Genomic DNA, 15,318 nt, shown 5'->3' with positions numbered 1-15,318 from the left:
CGCGGACGCGGCCCATATAGGCCTGGCGCTCCGCCACCGAGATCACGCCGCGCGCCTGCAGCAGGTTGAAGGTGTGGCTGGCCTTGATCGCCTGTTCATAGGCGGGGATGGGCAGCTTGGCCTCCAGGCAGCGCTCGCACTCTGCGGCCGCCTTGCGGAAGGCGTCGAACAACGTGTCGGTGTCGGCGACCTCGAAGTTCCAGGTCGACATCTGCTTCTCGTTTTCGAGAAACACGTCGCCGTAAGACACGCCTGCATCGTTGAAGCGCAGGTCGTACACATTGTCGACGTCCTGGATATACATGGCCAGCCGTTCGAGCCCGTAGGTCAGCTCGCCCGCGACCGGCTTCATGTCGTATCCGCCCATCTGCTGGAAATAGGTGAACTGCGTCACCTCCATCCCGTCGCACCAGACTTCCCAGCCCAGGCCCCAGGCACCCAATGTCGGACTTTCCCAGTCGTCCTCGACGAAGCGGATATCATGCTTGGTCATGTCGACGCCGATCGCGGCCAGGCTGCCCAGATACAGGTCCTGCAAGTCGGCGGGCGAGGGCTTCAGGATCACCTGATACTGGTAATAATGCTGGAGCCGATTGGGGTTCTCGCCATAGCGGCCGTCGGTCGGGCGGCGGCAGGGCTGGACGAAGGCGGCGTTCCAGGGCTCCGGCCCCAGCGCGCGCAGCGTGGTGGCGGGGTGGAAGGTGCCGGCGCCCATGCGCATGTCATAGGGCTGCAGGATCAGGCAGCCGCGCGTGCTCCAATAGTCATGGAGCGTCAGGATCATGCGCTGGAAGCTGAGAGGTTCGGACAAGTTGGTCACCCTGTAAGGTTTGGCCACGCTTTGGCGCACCGCAGCAGGGGGGTCAACCGCCCCCCAATCCTCCCCCGCCAGGGGGAGGTGGCAGGCGCAGCCTGACGGAGGGGGAGGAAGCACGACGGTGGCGAGGTTCTGGCATCCTCCCCCTCCGAGCCGCTGCGCGGCCCACCTCCCCCTGGCGGGGGAGGATTGTTGAACTTGGGCCCGCCCTCCCCCACAAGACTGCCATGTTCCGCGCGTTCCTTCTCGCCGCCCTCCTCCTCCTCGGCAGCTGCGGCCCCGCGCCGCGTGCGGCCAAGCCGGCGCTGTGGGCGGTGCGCGACGGCGACACCACCGTCTATCTGTTCGGCACGGTCCACATGCTTCGCCCGGACCTGCGCTGGTTCGAGGGGCCGGTGCGCTCGGCCTTCGAGCGCTCCGACACGCTCGTGCTGGAACTGGTGATGCCGCCCCAGGGGGAGACGCAGGCGCTGCTCGACAGGCTCGGCCGCACCCCCGGCGATCCCACCGTCGCCGCGCTGCCCCCGGCCGAGCATGCCAGACTAGACAAGGCGCTGCGCGGCGCCGGCCTTTCCGACCGCGCGCTGGACCGCGACGAGCCCTGGCTTGCCGCGATCACCTTGTCGCTGCTGCCGCTCCAGAAGCTCGGCTATGACGACGCCAACGGTGCCGAGCAGGTGCTGCAGACCGCGGCCGGCAAGGCGGGCAAGCGGGTGGCGGGGCTGGAAACCGCGGCGCAGCAGTTCGGCTATTTCGACCATCTTTCGGCGGCGGCGCAGCGCCGGCTGCTGGACGATACGCTGGACGGGCTGGCGGACATGGGGCGCACGATCGACACGACGATCGCCGCCTGGGGCAAGGGCGACGCCGATGGCCTCGCCCGCCTGCTCAACGCCGACCTCGCCGGCAATCCCGAACTGCGCGACGTGCTGCTGGTCCGCCGGAACCGCGCCTGGGCGGCCTGGATCCGCGGCCGGATGCGGACGCCGGGCACCGTCTTCGTCGCCGTGGGCGCCGGGCATCTGGCAGGCGACGAAAGCGTGCTGGCGCTGCTCGCCAGGGCCGGGTTCAAGGTGGAGCGGCTCCAATAGAGGTCGCGATAAGAACGAATAAGGAACATCTGCTTTCCTACACCCGTGGTCCCGATGTATATGGTCCGCCGGTCGCCCCGCGCGGCCACGGACGACGGAGTGCGCCAATGTCGTTTTGCCGGAACTTTCGGAACTTTCGGGGAGACGAACGCCGCCTTGCGATTCGCCCCCGTCTCGACTATAGGCGCGCGCTTGCCGTGGCAGGGTCATCCCTGGAGGCCTGCCGCTGCATGCACGTTGAAACATTTAGCGCATTGGAAATCGACACATGAGCGACACGCTTACGCTGTCGGCCGAAACGCGCGACCGGGCTGGCAAGGGAGCCTCCCGGGCGCTGCGTCGTGAAGGCCGCGTCCCCGCCGTGATCTATGGCAACAAGCAGGATCCCGCCAGCATCCACGTCAACGAGCGTGAGCTGCAGAAGCTGCTGAACACCGGCCACTTCTTCAACTCGGTGATCATGGTCAACGGCGAGCGCACGCTGGCCAAGGACGTCGCCTTCGACGTCGTGACCGAGCGTCCGCTGCACGTCGACTTCCTGCGCATCTCCGAGCACGCGACCGTGCACGTCGAAGTGCCGATCGTGTTCGTCGACGAAGAGCAGGCCCCGGGCATCAAGCGAGGCGGCGTGCTCAACATCGTCCGTCACGAGCTGGAGCTGGTGGTCGACGCGGCCGAGATCCCCGAGCAGATCGAGATCTCGCTCGCAGGCCTCGAAGTCGGCGATTCGCTGCACATCTCGGCCGTGACCCTGCCCAAGGGCGCGACGCCTGCGATCACCGATCGCGACTTCACCATCGCCACCGTCGTCGCGCCGTCGGCGCTGAAGTCGGCAGACGGCGAAGCCGCCGAGTCGGCCGAGGGCTGATCGCCCTTCCCGTCACGGGTTCAAAAGATCGCCTCCGCACCCTAGGTGCGGGGGCGATTTTCTTTTCGGGGAGTGTGGGTGATGCAGCTATGGGTGGGTCTCGGCAATCCGGGGCCGCAATATGCGATGCACCGCCACAATGTCGGCTTCATGGTGCTGGACGCGCTGGCCGAGGTGCATGGCTTCTCCGCGCCGAAGAAGCAGTTCCAGGGCTGGACCCAGGAAGGCCGCATCGGCACCGACAAGATCGTGCTGCTGAAGCCCGGCACCTTCATGAACGAAAGCGGCCGCGCGGTGCGCGCCGCGATGGACTTCTACAAGCTGAGCCCGGAGGACGTCACCGTCTTCCACGACGAGCTCGACCTGGTGCCGATGAAGGTGAAGGTGAAGCGCGGCGGCGGCACGGCGGGGCATAACGGCCTGCGCTCGACCGACGCGCATCTGGGGCCCGAGTTTCGCCGGGTGCGGCTGGGCATCGGCCATCCGGGGCACAAGGACCGGGTGACCGGCTATGTGCTCGGCAACTATGCCAAGGCGGAGATCGAGCCGCTCAGCGACATGCTGGGGGCGATTGCGGCCGAGGCCGCGTGGCTGGCGGCAGGCGACGACGTGCGCTTCATGAACGAGGTGGCGCGGCGAATGCAGGATTGAGGCGACGAAGAGGCAGCAGTTGCAGATCGTCGACGACGCGTGCGCGGCTATGCGACGCCGTTGCACGTAGCTCGAAGGATCCGGTGCTTGGCAATGTCATACTCGACATTGATCTGCGAACATCCCCCATCGAAGATCTGCGGCAATGCCTCGCGATGGTCGAACCAGCGTCGACTGCCCGCTGGCGCTTGCGCCGATAACGCGTGCGCATGACCGGCAGCAGCATCTGCGATCTCTGCCTTTGTACAGGGACGGGATGAGAGGTCTGCCAGCAAGACTTCGCACCCCTCGTACGCCGGGGCGGGCAGCGGCAGGAGGAACGTTCCAATCACCGTTCCCTGCGCGGACAACGCATAGTTCCTACCATAGGCCGCCAGTGGCTTGGCCCCCTTGGGAAGAACAAGGACACGCTCGATTTCGGCCATGACCGAATCGCGATCGAACGTCGACTGACCAGCGGCCGCGCTGCTGGCGACCAGCATAATGGAAGCGATTAGTTTCCCCATATGTCCTGCTACCAAGGATCTAGACGGGCCGCCAACAATCCTCGGCTCCGCCTATGGGATAGGCGGCGTAAGAAACACGCGCGAACAAAAAAAGGGGCCCGGTCGCCCGAGCCCCTTTCCTGTCATTGCTGGCGAAACGCTTACTGCTTCAGGCCGACCAGTTCGCCGACGATGCGGGTGTCCGCACCGTTGATCGTGCCGAGCGCGCCGAACACGATGCCGATGTTCACGCCCTGCGAGCCGTAGAAGCTGCCGGCGATCGTGCCGGTCGCCGGGCTGCCGCTGGCGAAGCTGCCGGTGAACTGGTTGCCCTGGATCGGCAGCGCGCCCTGGGCGCTCAGCGCCAGGTACGGCGTCTCGGCGCCGCTCGTCGGCACCGTCGTCAGGTTGAGCGTGGTGCTGACCAGGCCGGTGGCGAAGTTGACCGTCACGGTCGCGGTGCCGCCTACGCGATTGATCGTCGTCGCATTGTTGGCGACACCGATCGCACGGCCGACGATGCGCGCATTGTAGGTCGCGGTGCCGGTGGTCGGCATGTCGTAGGTGAACGTCTGGTAGCCGAAGATCGCATAGGTCAGGCGCTTCTGGCCGGTGGTCGAATCGCCGCGCCACCAATTGGCGTAACTCAGGACGCTCAGCTTGCTGAGCAGGCTGTCGCTGGTCTCCAGGTTCGCCGCGGTGATGTTGTTGAGCACTTCCAGCTGGCTGAAATTGCCGGCCTGCGCGCCCGTGGCGGTGCTGACCATGCGGTAGACGAACTCGGTGACGGTGGGCGCCGCCGTCGCCGTCACGTTGGTGCCGGTGAAACGCGATTCCTCGCTGCCCTCGTCGATCACGAAGGTGCCGTTGGTCAGGTCCGCAGTGGCCGCGAGACTGACGCGCGCGCCGATGGTCTCGGTCGTGGGAAGGCCCAGCGTGACCGCGCCCGCAGTGGGATCACCAGTATAGTTGGTGGTCGCGTCCAGCGTGTTGAACTGGGTCGCCGCGGTCAGCGGGAACGCGGTGTAGGTGGGCGTCGGCGTCGGCGTGGGGGTGGGCGTCGGCGTCGGGGTTGCCGTCGACGAGGAGCTTCCGCCGCCGCCGCAGCTGGCCAGCGCGACCGCGGCCGCAGCCGTACCCATGATCACAATACGGCGAATCATACCCAAAACTCCTCGTGAACCTGCGCGTGCAGGAAAGACCTTGTGGCCCCTGTACCCCAGATGAACGGCCCTGCGTCAAGGCTAGACGGAAGGTTATGCGTCGCACTGGAAAAAGCCGCGCCATGCGCCTATCGAGCGGGCATTCTTGCCGGCGCCTCCGCCGGCCCCTCATCACAGGATCGAACACCCATGGGTTTCCGTTGCGGCATCGTCGGCCTGCCCAATGTCGGCAAGTCCACGCTTTTCAACGCGCTGACCGAGACGGCCGCGGCGCAGGCAGCCAATTATCCGTTCTGCACGATCGAGCCGAACGTCGGCAACGTCGCGGTGCCGGATCCGCGCCTCAACAAGCTCGCCGAGATCGCCGGATCGCAGAAGATCATCGAGACGCAGCTCGGCTTCGTCGACATCGCCGGGCTGGTCCGTGGCGCCAGCAAGGGCGAAGGGCTGGGCAACCAGTTCCTCGGCAACATCCGCGAGGTGGACGCGGTCGTCCACGTGCTGCGCTGCTTCGAGAATGACGACATCCAGCATGTCGACAACCGCGTCGATCCGATCGCGGACGCCGAGACGGTCGAGACCGAGCTGATGCTCTCCGATCTCGAAAGCCTCGAGAAGCGTGTGCCCAATCTCGCCAAGAAGGCGGCGCAGGGCGACAAGGAGGCCAAGGCGGCGGCGAGCGTGCTCGGCCAGGCGCTGGAGCTGCTGCGCGACGGCAAGCCCGCCCGTTTGACCGTGCCCAAGGACGAGGACGAGGCGCGCCACCTGCGCATCGCCCAGCTGCTCACCGCCAAGCCGGTGCTCTACGTGTGCAACGTCAACGAGGAAGACGCCGCGAACGGCAACGAGCTCTCCGCCAAGGTCTTCGCCAAGGCGGCGGCCGAGGGCGCGCAGGCGGTCGTCGTCTCGGCGGCGATCGAGGCCGAGATCGCCACCATGCCGCTCGACGAGCGCGGCGAGTTCCTCGGCGAGCTGGGGCTGGAGGAAACCGGCCTCGCCCGCGTGATCCGCGCCGGCTACGCGCTGCTCGACCTGCTGACCTTCTTCACCGTCGGCCCCAAGGAAGCGCGCGCCTGGACCGTCAATCGCGGTGCGACCGCACCCAATGCGGCCGGCACGATCCACAGCGATTTCGAGAAAGGCTTCATCCGCGCCGAGACCATCGCGTTCGACGATTTCGTGGCGCTCGGCGGCGAAGCCAAGGCGCGCGAGGCCGGCAAGCTGCGCGCGGAAGGCAAGGCGTACATTGTGCAGGACGGGGACGTGATGCACTTCCTGCATAGCTGATCCGATCTCAAGCCCCTCCTCCTGGGAGGAGGGGTTGAGGAAGACGGATTCCAGAACGCAGGTCGGTCTCGGTGAGACACAGCCCCACCTCAACCCCGCTCCTGAAGGGGAGGGGCTAGAGGATGCTACCCACACGCCTTCGCGATCAGCGCCGCGAGATGCTCGCGCAGGAACGGCTTGGCGAGCACCGGGCGCTCGCGATACGCGCCCTCCAGCCCCAGCGCGCCATAGCCGGTGGCGAAGGCGAACGGGATCGCCCGATCCGCCAGGATATCCGCGACCGGGAAGGACCGGTGGCCGTCGAGATTGACGTCGAGGATCGCCAGATCCGCCTCCACCCGCCGCGCCGCTTCCAGCGCCTCGGGCAGCCGCATTGCGATTTCCACCACCTGATGGCCGAGATCCTCCAGCATGTCCTCGATCAGGAAGGCGATCGTCATTTCGTCTTCGACGATCAGGACACGCAAACCCATATCCTACTCTACGGTTACTGCCGCGAGCGGCGCTTCGATCCTGCAGCGTACGCCACCTGGATCGAAGTAAAGCGTCACCTTGCCGCCAAGTTCCCCGGCCAGGCCACGTTCGATCAGTCGCGAGCCGAAGCCGCGACGTCCGGGCGGCGTGACAGGTGGGCCGCCCTCCTCGCGCCACTCCACCAGCAGGCGATCGCCTGCCACCGACCAGGCGATCGCCACCCGGCCCGTCTCGTTCGACCAAGCGCCGTACTTGACGGCGTTGGTGGAAAGCTCGTGCATCGCCAGGGCCAGCGCCAGTGCGGTCTTGGGCGAGACGCGCAGGTCCGTGCCGGACAGGGTGCAGCGCGCCGGATCATGCTGGTGCGGTCGCACCGCCTGCTCGATCGCCGCGTAGAGCGATGCGCCCGCCCAGCGTTCTCCGGTGAGCAGATCGTTCGCCTGGGCCAGCGCGACCAGCCGCGCGGCGAACTGCTCCTGTGCCACCGCCATGTCGGGCGCGGCGCGGAAGGTGCGCATCGCGATCGCCTGCACCATCGCCAGCGTGTTCTTCACGCGGTGGTTGAGCTCGTTGATCACGAGCCGAAGATGCTCGTTGGTGCGCCGCTGTTCGGTGATGTCAGACGCGGCACCGAACCATTCGACCAGTTCCCCCGCCTCGTCGGTCAGCGGCACCGCGCGCGAGGCGACCCATCCGATACTGCCGTCCGCCTGGCGCACCCGATGTTCCAGCTCGAGCGGCTGGCGCGTCGCCACCGCCTGCTCGATCGCCGCCTGCACCCGCGCATGGTCCTCCGGGTGCAGGTACACCGACATCCAGTCCGGCATCACGCGGTCGGCGTCCGCGAGGAACGTGCCGCCATCGAGATGCAGCAGCTGCGACCAGTCCGGGTTCATCCGGTAGATCGCATCCGAGGTTGCCTCCACGAACGCACGCAGCCGCCGCTCGCTTTCGCGCAGCTGGCGCTGGGCGATCACCTTCTGCGTCGTCTCGACCACGATGGCGATCACGCCAGCCGGCGTGCCGGACTCATCGAGCACCGGGGAATAGTCGAGGTCCATCCATACCGGCTCCAGCTTGCCGCGCCGCTGCAGCGCCAGCTCCTGGTCGCGATAGGCGAGCGTCTGTCCGCTCAGGCCCACCCGCATGACATTGTCGTTGAAGTCCGAAATCTCGGCCCAGCCTTCGCGCACCTTGGAGCCGAGCAAGGCGGGATGCCGGCTGCCGGCGAATTTCGAATAGGCGTCGTTATAGATCATCACGCCGTCTTCGCCCCACAGCAGCACGATCGGCACCGGCGAGAGCAGCAGCATCTGGGTGACCGACTTGAGGCTCTGCGGCCATTGCGCGAGCGACCCGATCGCGGTGCGCGCCCAGTCGAACTCCCGGATCATCTGCCCGAGCTGGCCACCGCCAATCGGAAAATCATGCTCGCCCACTGCGCCCTCCTACGAGCAGGATGCCGGTCCCGCCTCCGCGGCCGGCACAATGTTTCGCAGCAGCAATCGTTCATTCGCGGCGGGGCACGCGATAACATTTGTTACCCCGCCGCGGGTGGCGGTCGGCGAGCCGGCTAGTCTTCGAACGCAGTGAGGATCGGGCAGGGCCCGGCGCGGCCCGATCCGCATTCCTTTGCCAGCCGCGCCAGTCCCTCGCGCGCCTGCACCAGCTCGGCGATCTTCGCGTCCAGCGCGGCGATCCGGGCCCGAGCCAGTTCGCGCGCGCGGGCACGATCGTCGGTGGCGTCGAGTTCGAGCAGCTCGCCGATCTCCTCCAGCGTGAACCCCGCCGCCTGGGCCGAGCGGATGAAGCGCAGCCGCCGCAGCTCGCCTTCGCCATAGCGACGCACGCCCGCATCGGGCCCGCCGCTCCGGGCGGGCGTGGGGAGCAGCCCACGGCGCTGGTAATAGCGCACCGTTTCCACCCCTACGCCGCCGGCGTCGGCGAGCCTTCCGATCGTCCAGTTCACCATGGGTTGACTCCGTACCATGGTACGGACCGTATAGGTGGTGCGGAGCCAAGGAAAGCCCCTGGGAAACCCAATGCCATCCGCCTCGAACAAACGCGCAATTCTGTATCGCATGGTGATGGGCAGCCACGTCTGCCCCTGGGGCCTGCGCGCCCTGCACCTGCTGAAACGCCACGGCTATTCGGTCGACGATCGCCACCTCACCACCCGCGAGGAGACCGATGCCTTCAAGGCGCGGCACGGCGTTGCCACTACGCCGCAGGTTTTCGTTGGCGAGCAGCGGATCGGCGGCCATGACGATCTGCGCCGCTATCTCGGCCTGAAGGTCCGCGATCCCAAGGCCAGGACCTACCGCCCGGTGATCGCGCTGTTCGCGATTGCCGCGCTGATGGCGCTCGCCACGAGCCAGGCTGTCTATGCCACGCCGGCCACGCTGCGGGCCTGCGAGTGGTTCGTCAGCTACTCGATGTGCCTGCTGGCGATGCTCAAGCTGCGCGACGTCTCCGGCTTCGCGACGATGTTCCTAGGCTATGACCTGCTCGCGCGCCGCTGGGCGCCCTATGCGACGCTGTACCCGTTCGCCGAGGCCGCTGCCGGGCTGCTGATGACCGCCAACGTGCTGACCTGGCTTTCGGTGCCGCTCGCCTTGTTCATCGGCGGGATCGGCGCCGTCTCGGTGTTCAAGGCGGTCTATGTCGATCGGCGCGACCTCAAATGCGCCTGTGTCGGCGGCGACAGCAATGTGCCGCTCGGCTTCGTGTCGCTTACCGAAAACCTGATGATGATCGCGATGGGCCTCTGGATGCTCACGCGCATGCTGCTGGGAGCCTGATCCATTGCGCCTACTCCTCTCCGCCCTCGCCCTGCTCGCCCCCCTGCCCGTCCTGGCGCAGGAGGACCGCAGCATGCACGACATGGGCAGCGTGCCGGCCGAACCGGCGCCGCAGGACCACGCCGCCATGGGGCACACCATACCCACGCCGAGCACGCCGCAGGATCATGCGGGGATGGGGCACGACATGGCGGGAATGACCATGGACCAGCCAATGTCGAGGATGCGGATGGGCGGATCCGACTACGCCACCGGCGGCTCTGGCACCTCGCTACTGCCCCAGGCCGACGGGCCGATGCGCGGCGTGATGCTGAGCCATGGCGACTGGATGGTGATGGCGCATGGCTATGTCTGGGGCGTCTATACCGACCAGGGCGGCAAGCGCGGCGGCGACGAGGCCATCCTGGAGTCCATGGCCATGCTCAGCGCCACGCGCGACTGGGGCGGCACCGCGCTTCAGCTGCGCGCGATGGGTAGCCTCGAGCCGGCGATGGGCCAGCGCGGCTATCCCAATCTGTTCGCCAGCGGCGAGACCGCGAACGGGGTGCCGCTGGTCGATCGCCAGCATCCGCACGACCTGTTCATGGAACTAAGCGCCCGCGTCGACACCCAGGTCGCGCCCGGTACCAGCTTGTTCGTCTATGGCGGCCCGGTCGCCGAGCCGGCGCTGGGGCCCAGCGCGTTCATGCACCGCCGATCGGCGCGCTATTTCGCGCTGTCGCCGATCGCGCATCACTGGTTCGACAGCAGCCACATCACCTATGGCGTGGTCACCGGCGGCGTGCAGGCGGGACGGGTGCAGCTGGAAGGATCCTGGTTCAACGGCCGCGAGCCCGACGAGCATCGCTGGGACATCGATCCGATCAAGCTCGACAGCTGGAGCGTGCGCGCGAGCTGGTCGCCTTCCGACCGCTGGCTCGCGCAGGTCTCGACCGGGCACCTCAAGAGCCCCGAAGTCACTCATGCCGGGGAGGACGAGCAGCGTACCACCGCCAGCCTCCACTATAGCGACGGCGCCGTTTCGGCGATGCTGGCCTATGCCGCCAAGCACCGCCTGCCAGGGCCGGTGCTCAGCGCCTTCACCGCCGAGGCGAACTGGGATGTGACCTCGCGGCACAGCCTGTTCGGCCGGGTGGAAAATGTCGCCAATGACGAGCTGTTCCCGGACCATGATTCGCCGCTGCACGATCGGAAGTTCCGGGTGACGCGGATCGAGGGCGGCTATGCCTATCGCATCCCCCTGCCCGGGCAGACCGAGCTGGCGCTGGGCGGATCGATTGCGACCTATCTCAAGCCCGCCGCGCTGGACGCCGCCTATGGCAAGCGGCCGGTGAGCTACACGCTGTTCGCCCGCTTCGCGCTGGGTCGATAGCCGGTCTTCCCCCGGCAACAAATCCAGCGCATGGGAGCCGCCATGCGCTGGACTTCCCGTATCGCCGCCGCCGCGCTCGTCGCGCTGCTCCAGGCCTGTGCCACCCCGCCGGCACTGACCCCGCCCCCGCCCGCCGCCGCGATCGAAGTGCGTGCGCCGGTGACGATTCTGGTCTCGATCGACGGTTTCCGCGCCGACTATCTCCAGCGCGGCGTCACGCCCAACCTCCTCCGCCTCGCCAGCCAGGGGATCACCGGGCCAATGCGGCCGAGCTTCCCCAGCAAGACCTTCCCAAACCACTGGACGCTCGTCACCGGCGTGGTGCCCGATCACCACGGTATCGTCGGCAACCGGATGGAGGATGCCGCCCATCCGGGCGAGACCTTCACCACCGCCAGCGACGCACCCTATTGGTGGAATGCCGCCCAGCCGATCTGGGTCGCTGCGGAAAAGGCCGGCATCCGCACCGGCACCGTGTTCTGGCCCGGCGCCAATGTCGCCTGGGGGAGTCCTGCCACAAAGGCCGATCACGGCGACTATCCCGGCGGCACCCGCCCGCGCGACTGGCTGCAGTATAATCAGGCGGTGAACGACACCCAGCGCGTCGATACCGTGCTCGACTGGCTCCGCCGCCCCGCCGCCAACCGCCCGCGCTTCGTCACGCTCTATTTCGACAAGGTCGACACGATCGGCCATGCCCACGGCCCCGACTCGCCCGAGGTCACCCAGGCCGCCGGGCAGATCGACACGCAGATCGGGGTGTTGCTCGACGGCCTCGCCGCCCTCCACCAGCCTGCCAACATCGTCGTGGTCTCCGATCACGGCATGTCGGAGACCAGCGATACCCGCATCATCCCGCTGGGTCTGCCCAAGGACAGCTACCATCTGATCGAGGCCGGCCCCTTCGCTGCGCTGAATCCTGCCCCGGGTCAGGAGGCGCTGGTCGAAAAGACGCTGCTCGGCCGGCACCCGCACATGGATTGCTGGCGCAAGGGCGAGATTCCCGCGCGCTTCCGCTATGGCCGCAACCCGCGCATCGCCGCGATCTTCTGCCTCGCCGAGCCGCGCTGGATGATCGTCGAGAAGCTGCCCGACGCGCCCTATACGCGCGGCGAGCATGGCTATGACAACCAGTCGAGCGACATGGCCGCGCTGTTCGTCGCCGCCGGCCCGGCCTTCCGCCACGGTACCGTGCCCGCCTTCGACAATGTCGACGTCTATCCGCTGCTCCGCGACCTGCTCGGCCTGCCGCCGCGCAGCGACGTCGACGGCAATGACGCGCCCTTCCGGTCGCTGCTCCGCGACCGCTGAATCCGCTTGCCGTATGCCAGTTTCTGATTGAAACTGGCTGGCATGCGCATGTTCGACGATATCCAGGTAGGCGACCGGGCGCAGTTCGGCCGCTACGAAGTCACCCGCGAGGAAGTGCTCGACTTCGCCCGCAAATATGATCCCCAGCCCTTCCATCTCTCCGACGAGGCGGCGGCGCAGACCCATTTCGGGCGGCTGGCGGCAAGCGGCTGGCACACCAATGCGATGACGATGGCGATGCTGGTCGCCCATTATCAGGAACACCCGATCGCCAGCCTGGGCGCCGCCGGCGTCGACGAGCTGCGCTGGCTGAAGCCGGTCTATCCCGGCGACGTGCTCCGCTGCGAGACCGAGGTGCTGGAGGTCCGCGCCTCGCAGAGCAAGCCGCAGATGGGCATCGTCCGCAGCCGGCTGACCAGCTTCAACCAGAAGGACGAGCCGGTGCTCACCTTCATCGCCAACGCCCTGATCGCGCGGCGCAAGCCGGACTAACCGCGCGTCCCGAGGCTCAGCGCCGCTCGAACGGCCGCATGCCGGCCAGCCGGTTGTTCGCCACGAGGATCCGGCTGCCGGAACAATCCGCCACGAAGGCCGGGTCCGCCGGCGCACCGGGCGCGAGGCTGGCGGTGTTTCCGGTCACCTGCAGGCCGTCACTCGGATAGGTCCGCGCTTCCGCCGCGACCACGATCAGCCCCGAGCGATTCTCCTTGGCCTTGCCCTGCACGAACAGGTTCTGCGTGATCGTCCCCGTGCCGCCCTCGGACAGGTCGATCATGTAGTTCGTCTTGCGGCCCGCACTGTCGTCGAAGCTGTTGTCGGAGATCGCCACGCGGCGCGCGCGCAGCTTGACATAATGGCCGCCGGTGCCGCGCTCGAAGCGGCTATGGGTGATCGTCACCAGCCCGTCGACCGTCAGGTACACCGAATGCGCGCAACTCGGCGACTCGTCGCACTGGCCGAGCCCGGCAAAGCTCGAGCGATCGATGGTGATGCTGCGCACCGTGGGGTGGCCGCCGCCCAATATGCCTTCCTGGCTGTCGAGGAAGGTCGAGCGGGTGACGCTCAGGTCGCCCATCTCGATGCGGATGCCGGCGCCGTTGCCGTCGCCCACCCGGAACTTGCGGAAGACGATACCGTCCACGGCAGAGCCGCGGCCGCGCAGCACGAACGCCGCCTTGCCCTCGCACACCGTGTTCTCGAAGATCGCCGTGCCCGGCTGGACCGCCTTGAAGGTGATCCGCCCGGCCGCCTGCACCACGCACTGGTGGTAGGTACCGGGGGCGATTAGGATCGTCGCAGTGCCGTCGCGCACGGCATCGACGGCGGCGGCGAGGGTGGCAAACCCCTGCCCCGTCTCTGCAACGGTGAAGGGCTGCGTGGCGGCGAGGAAGGCGAGCAGGATCGACATGCCTGCCACCCTGCCATGGCCGCCGTTAAAAAATCGCGCCGCTGCGCAGGCTTGCACATTCCCCGCTTGTGCGCCGCAACGAAGCATTGCAGCATGGCACCCACTGGCCACTCGGGCGTTTGGGAGCTCTGATGGGATCAACGGGGGCGTTCGACGAGATTTGGGGGCATGGCGGTCCGGAGGCGCCGCGCGAGGCGTTCACCGCGCTGTCGCAATGGATCGCAGATACTCCGCCCGAGGAACTGCAGCGCCGGCAGCAATCCGCCGAAGCCGCCTTCCGCCAGCTGGGCATTACCTTCGCCGTCTATGGCGATAGCGACGCCGCCGAGCGGATCATCCCCTTCGACATCGTGCCGCGCATCTTCCTCCAGCGCGAATGGCAGAAACTGAGCGAGGGCCTCGTCCAGCGGGTCGAGGCGATCAACGCGTTTCTGGAGGATATCTACGGCGCCCGCCGCATCCTGGACGAGGGGATCATCCCGCCCGAACTGATCCTGCGCAACGAGCAGTTCCGCCCCGAGGTCGCCGGCATCCGCCCGCCGCACGGGGTGTGGGCCCACATCTGCGGCATCGATCTGGTCCGCACCGGGCCGGACGAGTTCTACGTGCTGGAAGACAATGCCCGCACGCCCTCCGGCGTTTCCTACATGCTGGAAAATCGTGAGGCGATGATCCGGCTGTGCCCCGAGCTGTTCCGCGATTTCCGCGTGGCACCCGTCGACAGCTATCCGGACATGCTCTTGGAGACGATGCGCTCGGTCGCCCCCTCGGGCCGCGCGCGGCCGGTGTGCGTGGTGCTGACGCCGGGCCATTTCAACTCGGCCTATTACGAGCACAGCTTCCTCGCGGACTCGATGGGCGTCGAGTTGGTCGAGGCGGCCGACCTCGTGGTCGACGACGACATCGTCTATATGGAGACGATCGCCGGCCGGGTGCGGGTGGACGTGATCTATCGCCGCATCGACGACGATTTCCTCGATCCGCTGGTGTTCCGCCCGGATTCATTGCTCGGCGTCCCCGGCCTGATCGCCGCGTACCGGGCGGGCAATGTCGCGCTGCTCAACGCGCCGGGCAACGGCATCGCCGACGACAAGGCGATCTACAGCTACATGCCGGAGATCGTCCGCTTCTATTCGGGCGGCGAGGCCAAGCTGCCCAATGTCGAGACCTGGCGCTGCCGCGAGCCGCAGGCACTGAAGTACGTGCTCGATCACCTGCCCGAACTGGTGGTGAAGCTGGTCGACGGATCGGGCGGCTATGGCATGCTGGTCGGCCCCACCGCGACCAGCGAGCAGATCGAGACATTCCGCGCCGCGCTGATCGCCGAGCCGCACCGCTATATCGCGCAGCCGACGCTGGCGCTGTCGACGGTGCCGACGCTGACCGAGAAGGGCCTGGCGCCGCGCCATGTCGACTTCCGTCCCTTCGTGCTGACCGGCAGCGACAAGGTGCGTGTCGTGCCCGGCGGGCTCACCCGCGTGGCGCTGCGCGAGGGGTCGCTCGTGGTCAATTCCAGCCAGGGCGGCGGCACCAAGGACAGCTTCGTGCTGCTGGGAGACGTGGCATGAGGGCGCTTACCTTTGATCCTCC

The 15,318-nt window shown here is 67.4% G+C and carries 16 protein-coding genes; 9 read left to right on the top strand and 7 right to left on the bottom strand.

Annotated features, from left to right (window positions below):
• A partial coding sequence (locus QZ814_RS01440; RefSeq protein WP_294329271.1) for a glycine--tRNA ligase subunit alpha occupies positions 1–784 on the bottom strand: 784 nt, incomplete at its 3' end.
• A gap of 260 nt (positions 785–1,044) precedes the next feature.
• Between QZ814_RS01440 and QZ814_RS01435 the strand changes: the two genes are divergently transcribed.
• The 3 genes from QZ814_RS01435 to pth all read left to right on the top strand — a co-directional run bounded on the left by QZ814_RS01435 (position 1,045) and on the right by pth (position 3,427).
• Positions 1,045–1,908 (top strand): TraB/GumN family protein, encoded by an 864-nt coding sequence (locus QZ814_RS01435; RefSeq protein ID WP_294329260.1) that lies wholly within the window; start codon positions 1,045–1,047, stop codon positions 1,906–1,908.
• A 268-nt stretch (positions 1,909–2,176) separates the two neighbouring features.
• The gene (locus tag QZ814_RS01430) at positions 2,177–2,776 is read left to right on the top strand and encodes a 50S ribosomal protein L25/general stress protein Ctc (protein WP_294329259.1); all 600 of its coding nucleotides are present in this window, start codon (positions 2,177–2,179) and stop codon (positions 2,774–2,776) included.
• An 81-nt stretch (positions 2,777–2,857) separates the two neighbouring features.
• Positions 2,858–3,427: an aminoacyl-tRNA hydrolase gene (pth, locus tag QZ814_RS01425; RefSeq protein ID WP_294329258.1), complete on the top strand. Its 570-nt coding sequence runs from the start codon at positions 2,858–2,860 to the stop codon at positions 3,425–3,427.
• Between the two features lie 47 nt (positions 3,428–3,474).
• Here the strand turns inward: pth and QZ814_RS01420 are convergent, their stop codons facing one another.
• Together QZ814_RS01420 and QZ814_RS01415 are read right to left on the bottom strand one after the other, a co-directional pair.
• Complete coding sequence (locus QZ814_RS01420) at positions 3,475–3,909, bottom strand: hypothetical protein (protein WP_294329257.1); 435 nt, start codon at positions 3,907–3,909, stop codon at positions 3,475–3,477.
• A 164-nt stretch (positions 3,910–4,073) separates the two neighbouring features.
• Positions 4,074–5,075, bottom strand: coding sequence for a transferrin-binding protein-like solute binding protein (locus QZ814_RS01415; protein ID WP_294329256.1), 1,002 nt, complete (start codon positions 5,073–5,075; stop codon positions 4,074–4,076).
• A 189-nt stretch (positions 5,076–5,264) separates the two neighbouring features.
• Between QZ814_RS01415 and ychF the strand changes: the two genes are divergently transcribed.
• A complete protein-coding gene (gene ychF, locus QZ814_RS01410; RefSeq protein WP_294329255.1) occupies positions 5,265–6,362 on the top strand; it encodes a redox-regulated ATPase YchF in 1,098 nt (365 codons plus the stop codon).
• A 125-nt stretch (positions 6,363–6,487) separates the two neighbouring features.
• Here the strand turns inward: ychF and QZ814_RS01405 are convergent, their stop codons facing one another.
• The 3 genes from QZ814_RS01405 to QZ814_RS01395 form a co-directional block, all read right to left on the bottom strand.
• On the bottom strand, positions 6,488–6,835 hold the full coding sequence (locus QZ814_RS01405; protein ID WP_294329254.1) for a response regulator: 348 nt from the start codon (positions 6,833–6,835) through the stop codon (positions 6,488–6,490).
• Positions 6,836–6,838: 3 nt separating this feature from the next.
• Complete coding sequence (locus QZ814_RS01400; protein ID WP_294329253.1) at positions 6,839–8,230, bottom strand: HWE histidine kinase domain-containing protein; 1,392 nt, start codon at positions 8,228–8,230, stop codon at positions 6,839–6,841.
• A gap of 179 nt (positions 8,231–8,409) precedes the next feature.
• Entirely contained in the window at positions 8,410–8,808 is a 399-nt protein-coding gene (locus tag QZ814_RS01395; protein ID WP_294329270.1) for a MerR family DNA-binding protein, read from the bottom strand.
• Between the two features lie 109 nt (positions 8,809–8,917).
• On the opposite strand from QZ814_RS01395, the gene QZ814_RS01390 reads away from it, so the two are divergent.
• The 4 genes from QZ814_RS01390 to QZ814_RS01375 are packed head-to-tail and all read left to right on the top strand — an operon-like array spanning position 8,918 to position 12,812.
• Positions 8,918–9,637 (top strand): glutaredoxin, encoded by a 720-nt coding sequence (locus QZ814_RS01390; protein ID WP_294329269.1) that lies wholly within the window; start codon positions 8,918–8,920, stop codon positions 9,635–9,637.
• A gap of 4 nt (positions 9,638–9,641) precedes the next feature.
• The gene (locus tag QZ814_RS01385; RefSeq protein WP_294329252.1) at positions 9,642–11,009 is read left to right on the top strand and encodes a hypothetical protein; all 1,368 of its coding nucleotides are present in this window, start codon (positions 9,642–9,644) and stop codon (positions 11,007–11,009) included.
• A gap of 42 nt (positions 11,010–11,051) precedes the next feature.
• A complete protein-coding gene (locus QZ814_RS01380; RefSeq protein WP_294329250.1) occupies positions 11,052–12,320 on the top strand; it encodes an ectonucleotide pyrophosphatase/phosphodiesterase in 1,269 nt (422 codons plus the stop codon).
• Positions 12,321–12,362: 42 nt separating this feature from the next.
• Positions 12,363–12,812 (top strand): MaoC family dehydratase, encoded by a 450-nt coding sequence (locus QZ814_RS01375; RefSeq protein WP_294329249.1) that lies wholly within the window; start codon positions 12,363–12,365, stop codon positions 12,810–12,812.
• Positions 12,813–12,828: 16 nt separating this feature from the next.
• Here QZ814_RS01375 and QZ814_RS01370 read toward each other — a convergent pair whose 3' ends face one another.
• Positions 12,829–13,728, bottom strand: coding sequence for a right-handed parallel beta-helix repeat-containing protein (locus QZ814_RS01370; protein WP_294329248.1), 900 nt, complete (start codon positions 13,726–13,728; stop codon positions 12,829–12,831).
• 131 nt (positions 13,729–13,859) lie between these two features.
• On the opposite strand from QZ814_RS01370, the gene QZ814_RS01365 reads away from it, so the two are divergent.
• Positions 13,860–15,296, top strand: a complete 1,437-nt coding sequence (locus tag QZ814_RS01365) for a circularly permuted type 2 ATP-grasp protein (protein WP_294329246.1) — start codon at positions 13,860–13,862, stop codon at positions 15,294–15,296.
• Positions 15,297–15,318 lie beyond the last annotated feature (22 nt).

It is taken from the genome of uncultured Sphingomonas sp. (assembly GCF_913777625.1).
Lineage (GTDB): Bacteria > Pseudomonadota > Alphaproteobacteria > Sphingomonadales > Sphingomonadaceae > Sphingomonas.
The sequence above is the reverse complement of the archived record's forward strand: the minus strand, read 5'-3'. Positions and strand labels throughout refer to the sequence as shown.

Coding starts and splice junctions, on each gene's coding strand:
- QZ814_RS01365 (WP_294329246.1), top strand. CDS start 13,860: ATGGGATCAACGGGGGCGTTCGACGAGATTTGGGGGCATGGCGGTCCG.
- QZ814_RS01395 (WP_294329270.1), bottom strand. CDS start 8,808: ATGGTGAACTGGACGATCGGAAGGCTCGCCGACGCCGGCGGCGTAGGG.
- QZ814_RS01370 (WP_294329248.1), bottom strand. CDS start 13,728: ATGTCGATCCTGCTCGCCTTCCTCGCCGCCACGCAGCCCTTCACCGTT.
- QZ814_RS01415 (WP_294329256.1), bottom strand. CDS start 5,075: ATGATTCGCCGTATTGTGATCATGGGTACGGCTGCGGCCGCGGTCGCG.
- pth (WP_294329258.1), top strand. CDS start 2,858: ATGCAGCTATGGGTGGGTCTCGGCAATCCGGGGCCGCAATATGCGATG.
- QZ814_RS01420 (WP_294329257.1), bottom strand. CDS start 3,909: ATGCTGGTCGCCAGCAGCGCGGCCGCTGGTCAGTCGACGTTCGATCGC.
- QZ814_RS01375 (WP_294329249.1), top strand. CDS start 12,363: ATGCGCATGTTCGACGATATCCAGGTAGGCGACCGGGCGCAGTTCGGC.
- QZ814_RS01405 (WP_294329254.1), bottom strand. CDS start 6,835: ATGGGTTTGCGTGTCCTGATCGTCGAAGACGAAATGACGATCGCCTTC.
- QZ814_RS01390 (WP_294329269.1), top strand. CDS start 8,918: ATGGTGATGGGCAGCCACGTCTGCCCCTGGGGCCTGCGCGCCCTGCAC.
- QZ814_RS01400 (WP_294329253.1), bottom strand. CDS start 8,230: ATGATCCGGGAGTTCGACTGGGCGCGCACCGCGATCGGGTCGCTCGCG.
- QZ814_RS01435 (WP_294329260.1), top strand. CDS start 1,045: ATGTTCCGCGCGTTCCTTCTCGCCGCCCTCCTCCTCCTCGGCAGCTGC.
- ychF (WP_294329255.1), top strand. CDS start 5,265: ATGGGTTTCCGTTGCGGCATCGTCGGCCTGCCCAATGTCGGCAAGTCC.
- QZ814_RS01380 (WP_294329250.1), top strand. CDS start 11,052: ATGCGCTGGACTTCCCGTATCGCCGCCGCCGCGCTCGTCGCGCTGCTC.
- QZ814_RS01430 (WP_294329259.1), top strand. CDS start 2,177: ATGAGCGACACGCTTACGCTGTCGGCCGAAACGCGCGACCGGGCTGGC.